Raw genomic sequence first — 18,439 nt, 5'->3', positions numbered from 1 at the left:
TCCCGCGTGACAGCGCCCACCAGCCCCTACCCTCTGCTCGACTCCCTGGCTTCGCCTCAGCAGGTACGCCACTTCACGCCAGCTCAACTGGAACAACTGGCCTCCGAAGTGCGCGCCTTCCTCATCGCTTCCGTGTCGGAAACCGGTGGCCACTTCAGCTCCAACCTGGGCACGGTGGAACTCACGGTGGCCTTGTTCCATCACTTCGATTTCCTGCAGGACCGCATCGTCTGGGACGTGGGCCACCAGTCCTACCCCCACAAGATCCTCACGGGCCGCAAGGACCGTTTCCCCACCCTGCGCCAGCATCACGGCCTCTCGGGCTTCCTCAAGCGCGATGAAAGCCCCTACGATCACTTTGGCGCCGGGCACGCCAGCACCAGCATCTCCGCAGCCCTGGGCATGGCCAAGGCGCGGGATCTCCAGAAGCAGGATCACACCTGCATCGCCGTGATCGGCGATGGCTCCATGACCGCGGGCATGGCCTTCGAGGCCCTGAACCAGGCGGGCTACCTGGAGACGAAGAACTTCCTGGTGATCCTCAACGACAACGACATGAGCATCAATCCCAATGTGGGATCGCTGCAGGGCTACCTGAACCAGATCATGTCGGGGCAGTACTACCACCGCTGGCGCGACCGCATCGAGCACGCCATCAAGGCCATCCCCCTCGAAGGCCTCAGCAAGGGCGTGGCCAAGGCCGCCAAGTGGAGCGAAGAGAGCTTCAAGCGCCTCATGGTGCCGGGGCTGCTCTTCGAGGATCTGGGCTTCCGCTACATGGGCCCTGTCAACGGCCACGATGTGAACGCCACCTCCAAGGCCCTGGCCGAGGCCAAGGAGAAGATGAAGGACGGCCCGGTGCTGCTGCACGTGCAGACCAAGAAGGGCTACGGCTACGAGCCCGCGGTGCAGGATCCCCTGAAATGGCACGGCGTCACCGCCTTTGATGCGGAAGCCGGCGAGATCATCAAGGTCACCGCCGATCCCAACAAGCCCGCCCCGCCCAGCTATACCAGCGTCTTCGGCAAAAGCCTGGTGGAACTGGCGAAGACCGACGCCAAGATCGTGGGCATCACCGCAGCCATGCTGGATGGCACCGGCATGAACCTCTTCCAGAAGGCCTTCCCGGACCGCTGCTTTGATGTGGGCATCGCCGAACAGCACGCGGTGACCTTCGCCGCGGGCCTCGCGGCCCAGGGCATGCGGCCCGTCTGCGCCATCTACAGCACCTTCCTGCAGCGCGGCTTCGACCAGGTGGCCCACGACGTGTGCATCCAGGATCTGCCGGTGACCTTCGCTCTGGATCGCGCAGGCATCGTCGGCGCCGACGGCCCCACCCACCACGGCCTCTACGACCTGGCCTACCTGCGCTGCCTGCCCAACATCCTGCTGATGGCCCCCAAGGATGAGAACGAGCTGCGCCAGATGCTCATGACCTCCATCTACTGCGGCCACCCGGCCGCGCTGCGCTACCCCCGCGGCAACGGCCTGGGCGTGTCCCTCGACGGGCCCGTCACGGCCCTGCCCATCGGCAAGGGCGAGCTGCTGCGGGAAGGCGAGGATCTGCTGCTTTGCGCCCTGGGCGCCATGGTGGCACCGGCCCAGGCCTTGGCCGAGTCCCTGGCCGAGGAGGGCCTCTCCTGCGCCGTCATCAACGCCCGCTTCGTCAAGCCGCTGGACGAGGCCCTCATCCATCCCTGGGCCAAGCGCTGCAGGGGCGTGGTCACCCTGGAGGAAGGCTGCGATCCCGGCGGTTTCAGCGGCGCCGTGGCTGAATCGCTGGCGGACGCGGGCATCCTCAAACCGCTGCTCCGTTGCGCCGTACCGGACCACCTCGTCCACCATGGTGATCCAAAGCGATTGTTGGAAGAAGAGGGCCTCAGCCCGGCCATCCTCTTGCAACGCCTTCGGGGTTTTGCCAAGCAAATCTAAGTAAAAACTTGCGAACCTTCCCGGGATTTCCTATGGTTGGGTACCCCCCATTGGTGAATCACGCCCCGAGGACATTTCGTGAGGAACGGCCGCATCCGCTCAACCCTGCTAACGGTCCTGATCGGCTGCTCGGCCATGGTACTGAACGCCCAGGCCTGGGATGCCGCGAGCCAGGCCCGGGGCTGGGCCAAGCAGGACAAGGATGATTCCTTCACCTTCTTTGACCCGGGCACGCGATCACTCCTCACCTGGATGCGCGAGGGCGGCCTCCTCGGCAGCGTCCCTCTCGGCAAGCTGGAGGATTCGCCTGACCGCTGGGTGCTGGATCCGCGGAACAGCGCCTGGGTCGCCCACGGCACCACGCTATCCCAGATCGACCGCACAGGTCGCATCACCACCAACTTCAAACTGCCCGCGGAAGCCGGTGATATCTGCTGGGACGCCAAGGGCTTCACCATCTCCTACCGCACGCGTGAGCCCTACCTCGAGAAACGGGATTACAAAGGCGCCGTGATCTGGGCCTTCGGAGCCAAGCCCAGCCGGGAGGATGCCGCCCCTCAATACCGCCGCACCCTTGTGGTGGACGACTCGGGCAACCTCCTGATGGCAGATGGCAATTCGCTGAACCTATCCATTCTCGATGGCAACACTGGCCGGAAGCTCACGGAGACAACCCTCCGCCTCGCCAACGGGCAGCCCGCCCCCGCACTGGAAGGCGTCGCCACGGATCGCGGCCCCCTGGCCATCTGGCCAGGTAAGGGCGTCATCTTCGTGGCGGTGAAAGCCTCGCAGCTTCCCGCGGCGCAGAGGGCTGACTTGCAGGGCCTCGTCCTCGCCCGCATTGAGTTCGCCCAATCTCGCCTGGAGTTCCTCCCCACGGGCCTCGACGAAGGCCACCTGCTGGTGGGCCTGCTGGACACCGATGCCATCTTCTCCAGCCCCAAGGGCGGGCTGCTGCTGGTGAGAATCAAGTAATCAGGCGGGTTTGCCTTAGCGGGCCAGGCTCATCACCCGCTCCCGGTCCAGGTAGGGAATGGTTCGCCAGGTGTGGGTCGGAGCGGGATTCAGGCTGGGATGGGTCAGCACCCAATCCAAGAGTAGGTTCCGCTGTGAAGCCTTCGTGATCAACTCCGGCGCGCCGGTAAATCCGATGGCCGCCATGTAGCCACCGCCGCCCCGCAACCGGTAGGTGCTGAGGGCCAGGGTGAAGGTCTGCTCGGGTTTCACAGGCTGCCCCTGGAAGCTGAGATTCATGATGCGGCTGCCCGCGGGCTTGCCCAAGTCGAGGGCGTAGGACACGCCATCCACCATGTCGTAGTTGTAGAAGGGCACGTCGCGGTTGTACAGCTCCGGCTCCCAGCTGCGGGTGTAGTGCCGCGCCCCGTGCTCCAGGTAGCGCCTCAACTGATCGCCGTTGATGCGGATCTTCGCCAGCTGGCTTTCATAGGGTGCCAGCGCGTAGAACTGGCGCACGCTGGTGGGTCCCTTGGGGATGAAGAGTTTGGGACCGGGTGAAGCCGCCGCCGACAACTGGGCGCCCGTCGCCTGCCGCTGCATCTGATGGATGAGCTGCATGAGCGGCGTATCTTCCATGCGCGACCAGCGGCTGTCGAGGTCCACCAGGAGGTTGGTGGCGGCCGTGTCGAGGTACTGATCCGTGATGGCGCGCAGGTCTGTTGTGAGCTTCAGCACCTCCGCATCGGAGGCGGTCGATTCGTCAGGCTTGATCAAGCGCCCGGTGCTGGCGATCACCCGCCAGCGCCCCTTGTCCTGATGCACATCCAGTTCCAGCACGGCCAGGGCCCGGCCAAAACACTGCGCCTGGAAGATGGGGATGCCCTTGTACTCCGTCTGGATCGCCTGGTGCGTATGTCCCGTGAAGATGGCATCGATGCCCGGCACCTGGTCCGCCAGCCTAAGGGCGGCGTTCTCGTCGCCCACACGGCCCGTGAGGGCCCCCAGCCCGGAATGCATGAGCACGATCACCAGGTCGGCCTTCTCTTTCTCCCGCAGGCGGGGGATCAGGGCCTTGGCGCTCTCCACGATGTCCTGAAAGGACAGCCCCGCGTAGTTCCCCGGCTCGGTCATCGAAGGGACGCCTGGCGTGGTGAAGCCCACCAGTGCCACGCGGACCCCCGCCACCGTGACGAAGGCATGGGTGGTGAAGGCAGCATGGCCCTTCGCATCCACCGTGTTCGCAGAGAGGAAGGGGAAGGCGGCCTGCTTCTCCACCTCGCGCAAAACCTCGCCGCCGAAATCGAAATCGTGGTTGCCCATGGCCATGGCGGAAAAGCCCAAGGCGTTCATGATGGCCACGCTGGGCTCCGGCAGGTCCCGCCGGAGCGCGCTGCGCACGTAGTTGATGGGCTCCCCCTGCAGGGTGTCGCCACAATCCACCAGGATGGTGTTGGGGTTCAGCGCCTTCTGGCGACGAATCAGGGTTGTGATCTTTGCCCAACCCTGGTTCGCGGGCTGGAGGCTGAAGGTGTCCTCATCCATGACATGGCCGTGCATGTCTGTGGTTCCAAGGATCTGAATCCGGGCGTCTTGGGCCTGCAGCCCCAAGGTGATCAACAGGATCCAGAACCAATGCCGCATGCGGACTCCAAGGTGTCCCGGCCAACCCGTGGTTGGAAGGGGGGCAGTTCAAGGGTAAACTTTCCCTTCACCCAAGGATGCCCCCTCTTTTTGGAGCCCCCATGCAAGAAGTCCAGATCAAGGCCCCCAAGCACGAATTCACGCTGCTGTGCGACGACATCCGCCAGGAAATGGGTGGCAAGACCTCGCTGATGGGCCTCTACGACCATCACATCGTGGTGCCCCAGGTGCCCTTCACCCTGCCCAAGGTGTGTTTCTACACCCGCTTCTCCCGCATGGATGGCCAGTTCAAGTTCGGCTTCTCCATCGTGAGCCCCACCGGCGACCGCAAGGACGTGATCCGCGACAGCGACGTGCAGATTCCCGACGGCGCCAAGGAAGGCACCTTCAACGTCATCGCCAGCCCCTTTGAAGTGACCGCCGAGGGCGTCTACGAAGTGATCATCGCCCTGACCAAGGGTGCCGACCGCTTCGAGTACGTCTACAAGTTCGCCATCTCCGATGCCAGCCGCCTCCAGGCCGAATACGAGAAGGCCATGGCCGAGGCCGGTCAGGGCGGCAACTAAGGCTTCCCTTTCTTTTCTGTGCGCGGCGCCCACCCGGGCGCCGCGTTGCTTTTTGGGCCCGTTACGGAATGCCCGTGCCCGTGAACCCCTTCCGTGACGGCCCCTTATGCCGCCCTCGGGAGGCAGGCATGAATGGTTTTGCGACCGCGGCTTAGACTGGGGGCTGAAAGTCAGGGGACGGTCCATGTTCAACCGCTATGCCAAGCAACGCATCTTTCTCGGCCGCGACGCCGATGAATCCTTGCGCGCCAAGCGGGTGGCCGTCCTGGGCCTGGGCGCAACGGGTTCGGTCATCGCGCCCTGGCTGGCCCGGGCCGGGGTGGGGCATCTCACCCTCATCGACCGCGACCTGGTGGAAGCCTCCAACCTCCAGCGCCAGATCCTCTACGGCGAATCCGACCTGGGACGGCCCAAGGCCGAAGTGGCCAGGGAACGCCTTGCCGACGCCAATTCGAGCATCGAATTGGAACCCGTGGTGGCCGATCTCACCAGCGGCAACGCCCGGGAGCTGCTCTCCGGCTTCGATCTCATCTGCGACGGCACCGACAACTTCGAGGCCCGCTTCCTCATCAACGATGTGGCCATCCTCACCGGCACGCCCTGGATCTACGCGGGCGCCATCGGCGGTGAAGGCGTCATCTGGCCCCTGAACCCGCCTCACACTCCCTGCCTGCGCTGCCTCATCGAAGAACCCCCGGCAGGCGGCGACGTGGACACCTGCGACAGCGCGGGCGTGCTGGGTCCCACCGTGGGCATCATCGGCAGCTGGGCGGCCATGGAGGCCCTCAAGGTGCTCACGGGCAAGCCCCCCCACGGTGACCTGGCCCGCTTCGATTTCTGGAACAACGAACGCCAGTTCCTCAAATCCCCCAAGTCCCGCTGCCGCTTCTGCACGGAAAAGATCACCGAATTCCTGGATGCCCGCTGGAGCATCAAGGCCAGCGCCCTCTGCGGGCTGGAGGGTGTGCAGATCCGCGTCAACCCGCCCGGCAAGCTGGATCTCGCCACCCTGAAGCAACGCCTCGAAACCCGCACCCGCAGCCCCTGGAAACAAGCGGGTCTCATGCTCAAGGGCCGCGAAGGCGATGACGAAATCACCCTCTTCGCCGATGGCCGCGCCCTCGTGCACGGCCCCATGACACCCGAGCGCGCCCGCAGCTGGTACACCGAGGTGGTGGGATGCTGAGGGGAAATTGAACCGCAGATATCCAATCGCTGGTGATTCGGTGAGGGGTTGGCATTGCGGGGCCATCAGGGTTTTTCGCCTATACTCGATAAAAAAACATTGATAAACAATAAAATATGCAATACTGGATACCTCTCCGGAGGTCTCATGTCCCGTCTCCAGGCCCTCAGCCGCTGGCTCCAGCATCTCTGCACAGCAGGACAAACAATCGTCGTCCTGATCATTTGCTTGGTCGCTTTTGCCGAGCCATACAAGGTGGCTCGGATCCTCATCTTTACGCGCTACGACCGATCCTGGCTGGCACGCCTGACGGGCATGAACGGACACCCCTTGCTCCTGCTGGCCCTAACGCTTTGGGGCACCCTCTGGTTGCTGGGGTTCTGGGCTTGCCGTGGCATCTTCAGGGCCCACGCACGAGGCGAAGCCTTCCGAACCGCCTCCCTACGGAGTTTTCGACTCCTAGCGGCAGTGTGGATGGGGGCCTTTCCCGTGGGGTGCATACTTGCCTATGCTCCTAAGCACTCAATTCTGGCTATCGTGCCGACAATGATTGTCCATCTGGGTCCGAAGTTGCTTTACCTGCTGGTTGGGCTCGCTCTCCTGGTGCTCGCCAGGATCATGGACGACGCCCGGCAATTGCAGGACGAACAGGATCTGGTGGTCTAGCCATGCCAATCACTGTGAACCTCGACGTGATGCTGGCGCGCCGAAAGATGCGCCTCACTGAACTCGCAGGGCGCGTGGATCTCACGCTGGCCAACCTCTCCATCCTTAAAACGGGCAAGGCGAAGGCCATCCGCTTCTCGACGCTAGAGTCCCTCTGCAAGGCCCTCAATTGCCAGCCGGGTGACTTGCTGGCCTTCGAGGCCGAAAACCTCCAGCCATGAGATCTTGAGCTCATGAGGGTCAACATCGAAACACGCGCCCGCAGCTGGTACACCGAGGTGGTGGGATGCTGAGGACTGATTTTTCCGCTATCCTCCGCCCCTCCGCTTTCCTCAGCTTTCAGAATTCCTGATCTCTGACGCACAGGTGATGCCTTCATGTTGAAAGTTCTGCTCGCCTCCCGCAACGCCGGCAAGCTCCGGGAGTTCTCCGAGTTGCTGCCTCACCTCCAGTTCGTGCTCTGGCCCAAGGACGCGCCGGAGCTTCCGGAGACCGGCGCCTTTTTTCAGGACAATGCCTTGCAGAAGGCTGAGGGTGCACGCGCCTGGTGGAACGAGCACGGCACGGAACCCGTAGACGGCGTGTTGGCGGATGATTCAGGCCTCTGCGTAGATGCCCTCTGGGGTGGCCCGGGCGTGCTCAGTGCGCGCTTCGCGCCGGATCTGTCCGACTACCGCCTCAAGAACCAACGCCTGCTGAGCCTGCTGCCCGAGGTGGCCGACCGCGGGGCACGCTTCGTGTGCGTGCTGGCCTACCTGCCCAGCAGCGGTCCGCCCTTCACCGTCAGCGGCTCGGTGGAAGGGAGCCTGGCCCAGGAACACCGGGGCGAAGGCGGCTTCGGTTACGATCCCATCTTCATCCCCCAAGGCCACACCCGCACCTTCGGCGAGCTGCCCTCGGACATCAAGCACAGCCTCAGCCACCGCGCCCGTGCCTGCGCTGCGCTGAAAGAGCGCCTGGCTTAGCCCTCCCGCTACAACCGCCCCAGATGCTCCTGAACGCAACGGCGGATGCCTTCGGCTGCCGTGGGGAAGGCCAATCGCTCACTGGAGATCCGCAAGTCGCGGGGCGCGTTCCGGAAGCGCTCATCATCCGCCACCAGCAGCTCGGAAAGGCGATGGCTCAGCCCCAGTTCCTCCAGAACGAGGGCACCTGCCTCATAGGTGGAAAGGTCATTCTCGCTGCCCGCGTGATAGGTTCCTCCGGGCAGGTCGAGCAACCCATCGAAGCGCTCCACCAGATCGTGGACATAGGTCAGGCCCCGGAACTCCCGAGTCGGCAGGGTCAGCGGCTGGTTCCGCAGCGCAGCCCGGAGCACGTTCCAAACCAGGTTGGCATTGGTTCGCAGAAGCCGCTGTGGACAGTCGAAGAGCCACGTGAGGCGCAGCACCACCGCATCCGGAGCCAATGTCTGCACCACCCCCTCGGCCTCCCGCTTCTGGCGGCCATAGGCCGTGTTGGGCACGGGTTGGCGGTCCTCGGGGTAGGCGCCGGGCTCGGGGTTGCCGTTGAACACTTGATCTGAGCTGAGGAAGATCAGCTTGGCGCCAACCCCGCCGCAGGCCCTGGCCACGTGACGAGAACCCTCCACGTTGACAAGGTGGGTTCCCGCCGGATCCCGCTCGCAGGCTCCGGTATCCGACACCGCCGCCGCATGGATCACGAGGCGCGGCTGGAGCCTCTCCAAGGTGTTCTGGACCGCACCTTCGGAAGTGATGTCCAGCTCGCGGCGGCCCAGTCCCACCACGGGAAAGCGCCGCTCCAAATGCCGGACCAGCCGGGAGGCCAGAAATCCGTCAGAACCCGTGATGACAAGAGGTCTGGACTCGGTGTTCAAGGCATATCCCCCAAAACCCTCCGCAGCGGGCGGAACGGTCAGACATGCTATCCAAGGGCCGGAATCCCGAACAGGCGGCCCCTGGCGACGAAGCCCGCAGATGGCCGCTGGTATGTTGGAAGCCATGACGTGGAAACGGGAACCCCGAACCTGGCTGGCCATCGCGGGCGTGCTGCTGCTGTGGGCCTCGGCCTTTGCAGGCATTCGCGCCGGGTTGCGCCTCTCTTCAACGGGAACCCCCGGAGCTGATGGCTACGGCCCAGGCGAACTCGCCCTGCTGCGATTCGGAACCGCTTCCATCGCCCTCGGCATCTTCGCCATGGCCACCCGCATGCGACTGCCCGAGCGCGCGGATCTGCCCCGCATCGGCCTCGCGGGCTTCCTGGGCATCAGCGTCTACCATGTGGCCCTCAATTTCGGCGAGGTCACGGTCAATGCAGGCGCCGCTTCCATGCTCATCTCCGCGGGACCCGTCTTCACGGCCCTGCTCTCCGCGCTGTTCCTGAACGAGCGCCTCACCCGCCTGGGCTGGAGCGGCATCTTCCTGGCCTTCGTCGGCGTTTCGCTCATCGCGCTCAGTGGCGGCAAGGGACTGCGCTTCACACCAGGGGCCCTGCTCATCCTGCTATCAGCGGCGGTGGCGGCCATCTATTCCATCCTGTCCAAGCAGAGCCTGCGGCGCTACCGGGCCATCGAATTCACCTGCTACTCCATCTGGGCCGGGACCCTGCCCATGCTGGTCTTCCTGCCGGGCCTGCTCCACCGCGCTCCCACCGCCGCCCCGGCGGCCACCTTCGCCGTGATGTATCTGGGCATCTTCCCGGCAGCCATCGCCTACGTGCTGTGGAACTACGCCCTCTCGCGCATGCCTGCGTCGCTGCTCTCGAGCTTTCTGTATCTCTCGCCGGTCATCGCCTGCTTCATTGCCTGGGTGTGGCTGGGGGAAGTCCCCGCCTTTCTCACCCTCGTGGGCGGCGCCATCGCCATCCTCGGCGTGATCCTCGTGCAGACCCGGGGGCAGCACCTAGAGGCTCCCCGCCTCCCGCGTGAGCACGCCCAGGAACGTGAGCGGGCTGTCTGAATCGTTGATGAGGCCGTGATCGCCACCGGCCTTCACCAGGAACAGATCCCCCGCCTCCACGGGGAAGCGCTCGCCATTGAGGATGCCCGTGCCGCGGCCCTCCAGAATCAGATAGAGATCCTCCGTGTTGGGATGGGCGTGCTCCCCGATGGAGGCCCCGGGCTCCAGCGTGGTGCGTCCAAGGCTCAGGATGTGCGCCATGTCGCCGTTCTTCAGCAGCTCCACACTGCGCCCGGTTCCCAGCCCGCCGCGGATGTTCTGCTTGGGTTCTTCGATGAATTCGGCGTGCCTTCGAATCATGGGTTGCTCCACGGTGAGCATACCAAGGGCCTGGGTTTGGCCCACCTCCGCCAGCCCCCGTTGAATCAGAGCCGGACCCCATCGCCTGTAAGCAGCCCGACGGCCCACGCCACCGGCGGAGTAAAAGTACTGATACCCAGCCGGCCTCCCGAAAAGAAGCAGTCACAAAGCTTTCGAGGGCGCCATGAAGATCGGCAAGAAAATCTCACTATCAAGCGGGGCCCTGATCGCCCTCACCACCGTGATGGTGACGGCCGTCTGCCTGCTGATGGTCTACGCCTCCCTAGAGAAACAGGCGATCACGATGCAGGAGAGTCGCATCAAGACCCTCTGGGAGTTGGCCAACCACAAGGGAAGTGGGTTCAGGGTGGCCAACAACCAGCTGTTCGTCGGCGATTACGCCTTCAACGACAACTTTGAAATCCCCGACAAAGTGAAGGAGCTGTGCGGAGGCACGGCGACCGTCTTCCTGGGTGATACACGCATCTCTACCAATGTGATGGGAGCCAACGGAAAGCGGGCCATAGGCACCAAGCTGCAAGGCCCAGCCCGGGACGCAGTCCTCGGAAAGGGCCTGGGCTACCGGGGCGAGGCGACCATCCTCGGCGAAGCCTACTTCACCGCCTATGACCCGATCCGGGATGCGACCGGAAACGTGATCGGCGTCTTCTATGTCGGCGTCAAGAAGAGTGAGTATTTCAGCACCTTCTACACCCTTCTCTGGGTCGCTGCCGGAATCACGCTCCTGGCCCTGCTGGCGGCCTACTTCACGATGTTGTACCTGGCCAACAAGATCAGCCTGCCCCTCGCCCGGATGGTGGCGGGGATGGAGCGTTCGGATCTCACCCTGGTCCTGGAAGAACAAGGGGATGACGAAATCCGGGCCCTCGCCAAGGCGTTCAACCGCTACAACGGGCAACTCCGCGGGGCCTTGCGGCAATTCCGCGACCAGTCCCTTCAGGTGGCCAGCGGCAGCACCGAGCTTTCGGCCACCTCAGATCAGCTCTCCGCGACGACCGATGAACTGGACCGCGGCATCGAAGTGCAGCGCAGCCGCACGGAGCAGATGGCCAGCGCCATCACCGAGCTGACAGCTTCCATCGAAACGGTTTCTCAGAACGCCAACAGTTCTCGGGAAGTGTCGCAACTCACAGCAGAGGCCGCCACGGCGGGCACCCGCGTGGGCGAGGAAACCGCCCAGGCCATGTCCGCAGTCCGGGAAAGCACGCACCGGATGGTTGAAGCCATCGGCGTCATTCGGGACATTGCGAACCAGACCAACCTGCTCTCTCTCAATGCGGCGATCGAAGCAGCCACGGCTGGAAGCCTGGGCAAGGGCTTTGCCGTTGTCGCCGAAGAAGTGCGGAAACTCGCCGAGCGTTCCCAGGCCTCCGCCAGGGAAATCGAGGATTTCATCGCAACGTCCCAATCTGCGGTCGCCGAAGGTGAACGCAGCGTCAGCGCGGTCGTCGCGCACCTGGAGGGAATCAAGACGCAGGCCGAGCGCGCTGCGGAAACGGTGCTTCAGATCGCCCAGGCCAGCACCGAACAGGCCCGCACCGCCGATGAGGTGGCGCGGGTGGTCACCCAGGTCGCGGAAGAGAATGCGCGAACCGCGTCGGCCAGCACCCAGCTGGCCGCCACCAGCCGGGAAGTGGCCCGAACCGCCAGTGAGCTCGCCCGGATCTCGGAGGATCTGCGCACCGAATCCGAACAATTCCAGGTCTGATGGCCAGCTTTCAGGGCGATGCCCTGTGCCGCTACAGGAACAGCCGCGGATCCACCCGCGCATTGTTGAGACTGAGGGACCAGTGCAGGTGCGGCCCCGTCGCCCGCCCCGTCATGCCCACCTCGCCCAGCAGATCACCAGCCTGGACCTTCTGGCCTTCCTTCACCGTGATCTTCGAGAGGTGGCAGAGCAGGCTCACCACGCCTTCGCCGTGGGCCACGAACACCGCGTTGCCGCTGTAGAAGAAATCGCCCGTCAGCACCACCACCCCGCCCGCAGGCGCCCGCACCGCCTGGCCTTGAGGCGAGCGAATATCCAGGCCCGAGTGCGGCGAACGGGGCACGCCGTTGAAGATGCGCCGCATCCCAAAGGAGGCCGTGAGGCTGCCCGGCGTGGGCTGGCGCAGGTTCAGTGAGGCGGTCAGTCCCTCGGGCCAGGCCTTCCAGGCTGGCCCCATGAGCAGCTGCTCTTTGGCGATGCGCGCTTCGTCCTCCTCGCTCGGAGTGACCTGGCGCTGATTCTTCAATTTCACCCGCTGCTCGGGATACTGCTTGGGCTTGATGGTGAAGGGCACGGGTCGGCCATCCACCTCGATCGTGTCCTGACCCGCCTTCGCGCTGAGGGGAATCCCCACCACGGCCACCCAACCTCGGTCACCTTTTCGCGTCAGCACCGGCTCACCACGGTAGGTGACCTTCGGCGGCGCCTCCTTTCCGGCGACAGCCACCACCGCCACGCCGCCGGGGACGGGGGAGGGCTTGAAGGGGAGAGAAGCCACCCCCGCCCAAGCCGAAGCGGATCCGATGACCCCCAAGGAGAACAAGCCAAGCTTCGCGGCAATTCGATTCATGAAGAACTCTTACCCGGAAGTGGCGTGCACGTCCATCGACGTGAAGCCTTCACCTCTCCGCGTTCAGGCGCGCTGCCTGCGGCAGACGGCCTCACTCAACCACAATGGGCGCGACCTCGGACACCTGGGTGCTGCGCCCAGGGCGTTTGGCTTTGGCCTGATCTTGCCGGTAGGTAAAGTCCACGAATACTTCAAAGGGGGCGCGGCTTGCAAACCCCTTGGGTACCTGGAACCGCCATGCCAGAGCCACCTTCAGGGTCGCTGGGAAGCTGGGCTCATAACCCGCCGCGGACACCACCCGTGCATCGAAGGGAACCCCATCCTTCCCCACCTGGAGGCAGACTTTCACGCGCTGCCCATCGATGGGTGACAAGGCGGGGTCATGGCTGTAGTCCGGTGCGACCGATTTAACCAGCTTCAGGATTCCTCGGCCCCCCTGTCCCGTACCGTTTCCCACCCCATCGCCATGCCCCCGCCCGAAACCCAATCCATCTCCGCGAGGAACCCCATTGCCACCGGGTACGACCGGCAGGCTCTTATCCACGATGAGGGGTGGAGCTGAGGGCTGGAACTCGGGCTCAACGACTGGAAGAACCCGCGTGGGAGGCGCCTCGATCACGTCCAGGGCCGGGAGCGTCAGCAGGCGCGCATCAATGGCGTCATTTCCCTTCCGGTTGCTTCCACCAGGCGGTCCGGGCGCGGGGCCAGGAAGGGGGCGGAACTCCGGCGGCTCGAAGGAGGCCAGGGACACCCCCACCACCGCAGGCAACGAGGGTGGCACCGACAGGTCCACCCGCCAGCACAGAAGCCCGAGGACCACAGCGCCGTACAGGGGAAGCCACAACCACTTCCCTAACCGGGAGCACTTCAACTCTCCGGAACGCCATTCCGGTGGAACCAGTGAATCTTCAGACTGACCCATGGGCGTTCCTCCATCACAAGAGGGGCGTTCAACCATCGAATGAGATCCATAAAGAGTATAAGTCTGCCCCGAAGTCATGTCTCATAAACCCCAGGTCTTTATCCGGCTTTGGGCCCAGCCTCCCCACCCACCCTCGAAGCGGTTGCTGGCTTCGCAGTGACCGGCACCGTGGATGATCGTCAGATCCGGATGGAAGCGTGCGATGCCCCGCACCCCGTCCACAGGCGTTTCCGGATCCGCATCGCCTGTGATCAAGGCGATTCGGCACCCGATCCGCTCTGCTGAACGCAGTGGCGAGACCGACGCGGGATCGAAGTGCGCCTGCCGCGCGGAAGCCCAAAGGGCGACCCGCTCGGCGAGGGTGGCGAGAGGCTCGAGGTGTCCCAGGGTTCCCCGAATATGATCCCGGGCGGCGCGATGGAGATCCTGGAAGGGGCACTCCAGCAAAGCCCCGCCGGGCCGCTTTCCCTCGCGTTCCAGATCCTCAAGGGCCAGCAGCCCCACCCCGGCACCCATGCTCCAGCCGGCGATGACGATCCGTTCAGCCGGGAATCCAGCGGCCTCCAGGTAGCGGAAGGCGGCGACCACATCCTGCCGCTCCCAGCCACCCATGGTGCATGGAGTTGAAGGGTTCCGATCCCGACCTCGGAAGGTGAAGCCCACGGCGTCCCACTCAGGCAACGAACGCGCTCTACCCAGGGTTCCCCACACATCGTCCCCGAAGCCGTGCAGGTAGATCACCGCCCCACGAGGCGCGGCCCGACGCAGGTGCCAGAGTTCCAGCGGCGCCCCTTGACCTCCCGGCACTCGGACCGAGGTGAAGGATCCATCCTTTCCCTGAAGCATCTGGCGAATCGAAGCGCGTTGCGCTTCCGTGCGCTGGGGCAGCGGTGGGTTCAGCAACAGACCCGGCAGCACCCACCAGCCAAGGGCCACACTGGCCACCGCCCAGGCGGCCAGCACCAGAAGCGGGAGTCGGATCCAACGGGAGCGCATGGCCAGACTACGCACGCCTGGCCATGCGGCTTAAGACGTCATCCGCCTTTCCCATCCCGTCAGGGGCGCCCGCTGCCTTCATTGAACGGGGCTTCAGTCGTGTCGATCAGTGGATGCGGTTCTTCCAGGACGACCTTGGCAATCTCGTCCTTGCGCATGAACCGCACTCCGGCGTGCGCCTTGGCGTACCGGATGAATTGATCCACCGCCTGCACCATGGCGGGGCTGCCCCCGATCCGGTCATGGAGGCTCACGGACATCATCCGCCGCGCGGATGCCCCTTCGCGGTAGAGGCGGTCGAATTCCAATGTCAGCTGGGCCAGAAACTGGTCCGCGGAGAAATGCCTTCCTTCCACGAGCATGATGTCGTTGCAGCGCAGGGTGTAGGGAACCACGGCGAATTTCTTTCCCCGCACCAAGGTCACGAAAGGCTCATCGCGGCTGAGGTCATCGATGTGATAGGTGAAGCCCAGATCTTGAAGCACCTTCAGGGTGTTCGGTCCACGGCGAAGCCAATTGCAGTTGTACCCCACCGCCCGCTGTCCAGTCGCCTTGGCCACGGCGACCACCCCATCCTCCACGAACCTCTTCTCCTCCTCGTAGGGCATGTTGAATTGGCTATCCCAGCGCATGCCATGCGCGGCAATTTCGTGGCCCCGCTCCGCGATGGCTCGGGCGACTTCCGGATGCTGCACGGCGGCCTCTCCCACCACATGGGAGGTCACCTTGATCTGGTGCTCGTCCCACAGATCCAGCATCCGGGCAATGCCCTGCTTGTACCCATAGGCATACCAGCTGCGGGCCACCAGATCGGATTGCCCGGGTGGCATCTGCACCTTCGGAAAGGGGCTCTCTGCGCCTTCGGGTTGGCCTCCCGATTCAAACTGCATGGAGAAGGAAATGACCAGCCGGGCGCCGTTGGGCCAGGGGCGTTCAGGTCCCGCGGGAACGGCACCGGCGACGAGGGGCAGGAATGCGGAAAGGGCCAGGGTGGCGGATTGGAAGGGACGCGCCAGGGCGCGCAGAGACAAGGCCATGGAAAAGCTCCTCATGCGAGTGGTGGTGGGAGTTGGACGGCTGCTGCGAACCGTCAGACCGCTTTGCGGCGGCGCGAGACGTCAAGGGCATAGCCGTTGTCCGAGATGTCTCGGTGCAGCAGGTAGTAGAAGATCGAATAGACCACTTGGACACCCAGGGTGTGCCAATCGCTGCGCAGAGCGGTCCCCGCCACAAGCGCGACCATCACCAGCGAACCTGCCCTCAGGGCCCACCGGGTCTGCCAACCAAGCACCAGCAGCAGCCCGATGCCGCTCTCCAGAAACGGAAGGGCCAGACTGAACCCCAGGGCCGCGAATTCTGGAACCGGTGTGCCGGCGAATTGTGAAGCGATGGTTCGAGCGAAGGCCTGCGGGTGGGGAAGCCTGACCAAACCGTGCAACAGGATATTCACGCCGAGGCTCAGACGGAGGATGGCATAGGCCGCCCTCCGTTCTTTCGCCGCCGCTGGCAGGGTGGATTCCCGGGACATGAGAGCTCCTCAGCAAATCGCGCTCCCCGGAATGGGGACGGGGCGGAAAGCCCCGGATGCGCGGTTCTGGAAGCTTGCGAAGGCCCAGGCAACTGAACAAGTACGCACATTTTTGATAGGTGGTTCCCATTTGTATACTGAGGGCTTCCACTGGAGTCGCCATGGACCTGCCACCTGCCGACCGCGAAGCGATCTGTCCGGTGCGCGCCGCCCTCGATCTCATCGGAGGCAAATGGAAGGGCCTTGTGCTCTTCCACCTGCTGGAAGGCCCGCTGCGATTCAACGAGGTGCAGCGTCGGCTCCACGGTGTCACTCAGCGGATGCTCACCTTGCAGCTGCGGGAACTCGAAGCAGATGGCCTCATCCACCGCGAGGTGTACCCGGTGGTTCCTCCCAAGGTGGAGTATTCCCTCACGCCTCGCGGACGCACGCTGGAGCCCATTCTGCGGGCACTGCGCACCTGGGGCGTCGAGCATCTTTCACTGAACCAGGCCATTTAGGCTTCAGGGATCCCGCGCTGCGAACCCGGAAGGATCTTACGGCTCCGACTCCGCCGAAGCGCCCGGGTACTCAGTTGGGGGTTCCTCGTTGGGGATGGGTTCATCGCCTTCGGCCAGTGCGGAAAATCCCACCTCCCGCATCCGCACCGCATCCTTGTAGGCCGCCAGGATGGCTGTGCGGATGCGGAGGTACGAGGTTTCGGTGACCTTCGTGTTGAAGGTGAGGGTGGCCACCAGGTAGTCACGGCCATCGGGCATGACCTGCGGGGCGCTCACCTGCACCTGGGGCTGCATGATGGTGCCGGAACTGCCCTCACGCAGACGGTTGGAAAGGGCCTCGCACCAGGCCTGCAGCTGCGGCGTGAGGACCAGGCCCTCCACTGGGGATTCCAGCATCACCCGGCCGTAGAGCGTGAAGAAGAGGCGCAGCTGCGGCGGATCAAAAGAATGGTTGAGGTAACCCGACATGCTGGCGATCTGCTGGAAGTCCTTCAGCAGCGCCTGCAGCTTGGCGCTGGGCTGTGCGGGCCCCTGGGGCTTGGCCATCAGCCCACCACGCCGAATCCATACTTCGCCACCAGCAGGTCCAGCCGCTGGCGGGCTTCGGGGGTAACGGCCTCGGGCGCCGAGAAGAGGGCGGCCTTCAGGGCCTGCCCGCAGGCGCAGGAGCGCGCTGAGCCCGAGAGCTGCGGCACCACCTTGCGAAGCAGACGCTGGGCCTTGTCGACGTTGGCGTGCATCACTTCCAGCACTGACGTCGCGTCCACGCCTTCCTCCTCTTCGCGCCAGGCATCGTAGTCGGTCACCAGGGCGATGCAGGCATAGCAAAGCTCCGCCTCGCGGGCCAGGCGCGCCTCGGTCACCTGGGTCATGCCGATGAGGTCGGCGCCCCAGCTCTGATGCAGACGGCTTTCGGCCCGGGTGGAAAAGGCGGGGCCTTCCATGCACACATACAGCGCATCGCTCTCGATGGGCAGGGCCAGTGCTCGACCCGTGTCCAGCAGCGTCTTCGTCGTGTGGGCGCAGGTGGGTTCCGCAAAGCTCACGTGGGCCACCAGCCCCTCGCCGAAAAAGGTGTCTTTGCGATGCCGGGTCTTGTCGATGAACTGCCCGACCAGCCGCAGCTCTCCGGGCTTGTGGCGGGCCTGCAGGCTGCCCACGGCGGAGACCGAGATGAGACGCTCGACGCCCAGGGATTTCAGGGCCCAGAGGTTGGCGCGGTAGTTCACTTCGCTGGGCGTGAAGCGGTGCCCCTCACCATGCCGCGCCAGGAAGGCCACGTGTGCGCCATCCAAGGTACCGAGGTGCACGGGCCCGGACGGTTCGCCAAAAGGCGTATCCACATCCACCGCCTGATCGAGGGCCAGGCCCTCCATCCGGTAGAGACCACTGCCGCCAATGATGCCGATGGGTGCTCGCATGGGGCCATTGTACTTGCCGAAGGCCGTTCCGCTGTGCTTCCCTTGAGGTTCTGACAATTCACGTGTTGGATGTTCGGGAAGCAGGTGAGATTCCTGCGCTGCCCCGCAACGGTATGCACCACGCCAGGCCAACTTCAGGCCAAGCCAGTCCGGCGTGAGACCTCAAGCTCGAGTCACTGGGAATCGTCCCGGGAAGGCTCGAGGGGAGCTGCAAGGCCCCTGTCGCGTGCGAGCCCGGAGACCGGTCCACCACCTCACCCCCCGTCGCGGGAACGGGCTGGGCCATGTCCCCTCCGGGGAGATCCGCCCCGCCGCCGCGACGTCATG

Annotated in this window: 20 protein-coding genes and 1 riboswitch; of the genes, 10 read left to right on the top strand and 10 right to left on the bottom strand. The window is 64.5% G+C overall.

Going from position 1 to position 18,439, the window contains the following annotated elements:
* Window positions 1–6 precede the first annotated feature (6 nt).
* Together dxs and Q9293_RS02055 are read left to right on the top strand one after the other, a co-directional pair.
* Complete coding sequence (gene dxs, locus Q9293_RS02060; protein WP_306249524.1) at window positions 7–1,932, top strand: 1-deoxy-D-xylulose-5-phosphate synthase; 1,926 nt, start codon at window positions 7–9, stop codon at window positions 1,930–1,932.
* 78 nt (window positions 1,933–2,010) lie between these two features.
* A complete protein-coding gene (locus Q9293_RS02055; protein ID WP_306249522.1) occupies window positions 2,011–2,907 on the top strand; it encodes a hypothetical protein in 897 nt (298 codons plus the stop codon).
* 15 nt (window positions 2,908–2,922) lie between these two features.
* On the opposite strand, the gene Q9293_RS02050 is transcribed toward Q9293_RS02055, so the two are convergent.
* Complete coding sequence (locus tag Q9293_RS02050; protein ID WP_306249520.1) at window positions 2,923–4,530, bottom strand: bifunctional UDP-sugar hydrolase/5'-nucleotidase; 1,608 nt, start codon at window positions 4,528–4,530, stop codon at window positions 2,923–2,925.
* Window positions 4,531–4,631: 101 nt separating this feature from the next.
* On the opposite strand from Q9293_RS02050, the gene Q9293_RS02045 reads away from it, so the two are divergent.
* From Q9293_RS02045 to rdgB, 5 genes are all read left to right on the top strand, one after another.
* Complete coding sequence (locus Q9293_RS02045; RefSeq protein WP_306249518.1) at window positions 4,632–5,096, top strand: hypothetical protein; 465 nt, start codon at window positions 4,632–4,634, stop codon at window positions 5,094–5,096.
* 184 nt (window positions 5,097–5,280) lie between these two features.
* Entirely contained in the window at window positions 5,281–6,282 is a 1,002-nt protein-coding gene (locus Q9293_RS02040) for a ThiF family adenylyltransferase (protein ID WP_306249516.1), read from the top strand.
* A 147-nt stretch (window positions 6,283–6,429) separates the two neighbouring features.
* Complete coding sequence (locus Q9293_RS02035) at window positions 6,430–6,948, top strand: DUF2975 domain-containing protein (RefSeq protein WP_306249514.1); 519 nt, start codon at window positions 6,430–6,432, stop codon at window positions 6,946–6,948.
* Window positions 6,949–6,950: 2 nt separating this feature from the next.
* On the top strand, window positions 6,951–7,169 hold the full coding sequence (locus Q9293_RS02030) for a helix-turn-helix transcriptional regulator (RefSeq protein WP_306249512.1): 219 nt from the start codon (window positions 6,951–6,953) through the stop codon (window positions 7,167–7,169).
* 156 nt (window positions 7,170–7,325) lie between these two features.
* Window positions 7,326–7,913 carry an RdgB/HAM1 family non-canonical purine NTP pyrophosphatase gene (gene rdgB / locus Q9293_RS02025; protein WP_306249510.1) on the top strand — a complete coding sequence of 196 codons (588 nt, stop codon included), beginning with the start codon at window positions 7,326–7,328 and terminating at the stop codon, window positions 7,911–7,913.
* A gap of 8 nt (window positions 7,914–7,921) precedes the next feature.
* Here rdgB and Q9293_RS02020 read toward each other — a convergent pair whose 3' ends face one another.
* Window positions 7,922–8,785: a sugar nucleotide-binding protein gene (locus Q9293_RS02020; RefSeq protein WP_306249508.1), complete on the bottom strand. Its 864-nt coding sequence runs from the start codon at window positions 8,783–8,785 to the stop codon at window positions 7,922–7,924.
* Between the two features lie 124 nt (window positions 8,786–8,909).
* On the opposite strand from Q9293_RS02020, the gene Q9293_RS02015 reads away from it, so the two are divergent.
* Window positions 8,910–9,866: a DMT family transporter gene (locus Q9293_RS02015; protein ID WP_306249505.1), complete on the top strand. Its 957-nt coding sequence runs from the start codon at window positions 8,910–8,912 to the stop codon at window positions 9,864–9,866.
* On the opposite strand, the gene Q9293_RS02010 is transcribed toward Q9293_RS02015, so the two are convergent.
* Window positions 9,810–10,166 carry a cupin domain-containing protein gene (locus Q9293_RS02010; protein WP_306249503.1) on the bottom strand — a complete coding sequence of 119 codons (357 nt, stop codon included), beginning with the start codon at window positions 10,164–10,166 and terminating at the stop codon, window positions 9,810–9,812. The two genes, Q9293_RS02015 and Q9293_RS02010, sit on opposite strands and share 57 nt — an antisense overlap.
* Window positions 10,167–10,350: 184 nt before the next feature.
* Between Q9293_RS02010 and Q9293_RS02005 the strand changes: the two genes are divergently transcribed.
* Window positions 10,351–11,895, top strand: a complete 1,545-nt coding sequence (locus tag Q9293_RS02005) for a methyl-accepting chemotaxis protein (protein ID WP_306249501.1) — start codon at window positions 10,351–10,353, stop codon at window positions 11,893–11,895.
* 31 nt (window positions 11,896–11,926) lie between these two features.
* Here the strand turns inward: Q9293_RS02005 and Q9293_RS02000 are convergent, their stop codons facing one another.
* The 5 genes from Q9293_RS02000 to Q9293_RS01980 form a co-directional block, all read right to left on the bottom strand.
* Window positions 11,927–12,745 carry a peptidoglycan DD-metalloendopeptidase family protein gene (locus Q9293_RS02000; protein WP_306249499.1) on the bottom strand — a complete coding sequence of 273 codons (819 nt, stop codon included), beginning with the start codon at window positions 12,743–12,745 and terminating at the stop codon, window positions 11,927–11,929.
* Between the two features lie 91 nt (window positions 12,746–12,836).
* Window positions 12,837–13,589 carry a hypothetical protein gene (locus Q9293_RS01995; protein WP_306249498.1) on the bottom strand — a complete coding sequence of 251 codons (753 nt, stop codon included), beginning with the start codon at window positions 13,587–13,589 and terminating at the stop codon, window positions 12,837–12,839.
* Window positions 13,590–13,748: 159 nt separating this feature from the next.
* Window positions 13,749–14,663: an alpha/beta hydrolase gene (locus Q9293_RS01990; RefSeq protein ID WP_306249496.1), complete on the bottom strand. Its 915-nt coding sequence runs from the start codon at window positions 14,661–14,663 to the stop codon at window positions 13,749–13,751.
* 59 nt (window positions 14,664–14,722) lie between these two features.
* On the bottom strand, window positions 14,723–15,700 hold the full coding sequence (locus Q9293_RS01985) for a polysaccharide deacetylase family protein (RefSeq protein ID WP_306249494.1): 978 nt from the start codon (window positions 15,698–15,700) through the stop codon (window positions 14,723–14,725).
* Between the two features lie 53 nt (window positions 15,701–15,753).
* The gene (locus tag Q9293_RS01980) at window positions 15,754–16,191 is read right to left on the bottom strand and encodes a DoxX family protein (RefSeq protein WP_306249492.1); all 438 of its coding nucleotides are present in this window, start codon (window positions 16,189–16,191) and stop codon (window positions 15,754–15,756) included.
* A 161-nt stretch (window positions 16,192–16,352) separates the two neighbouring features.
* Here Q9293_RS01980 and Q9293_RS01975 point away from each other — a divergent pair, with 161 nt between their 5' ends.
* Window positions 16,353–16,691, top strand: a complete 339-nt coding sequence (locus tag Q9293_RS01975; protein ID WP_306249491.1) for a helix-turn-helix domain-containing protein — start codon at window positions 16,353–16,355, stop codon at window positions 16,689–16,691.
* 36 nt (window positions 16,692–16,727) lie between these two features.
* Here the strand turns inward: Q9293_RS01975 and Q9293_RS01970 are convergent, their stop codons facing one another.
* Window positions 16,728–17,237, bottom strand: coding sequence for a hypothetical protein (locus tag Q9293_RS01970; RefSeq protein ID WP_306249490.1), 510 nt, complete (start codon window positions 17,235–17,237; stop codon window positions 16,728–16,730).
* On the bottom strand, window positions 17,237–18,112 hold the full coding sequence (mtnP, locus tag Q9293_RS01965; RefSeq protein ID WP_306249489.1) for an S-methyl-5'-thioadenosine phosphorylase: 876 nt from the start codon (window positions 18,110–18,112) through the stop codon (window positions 17,237–17,239). Before mtnP ends, Q9293_RS01970 begins: the two co-directional genes overlap by 1 nt.
* Window positions 18,113–18,149: 37 nt before the next feature.
* Window positions 18,150–18,377, top strand: a riboswitch (cobalamin riboswitch).
* The last annotated feature ends 62 nt before the right edge of the window (window positions 18,378–18,439 follow it).

The sequence above is a fragment of the Geothrix sp. PMB-07 genome, from assembly GCF_030758935.1.
Lineage (GTDB): Bacteria > Acidobacteriota > Holophagae > Holophagales > Holophagaceae > Geothrix.
Note: the sequence above shows the minus strand (reverse complement) of the source record. Positions and strands in the feature narration are given on the sequence as shown.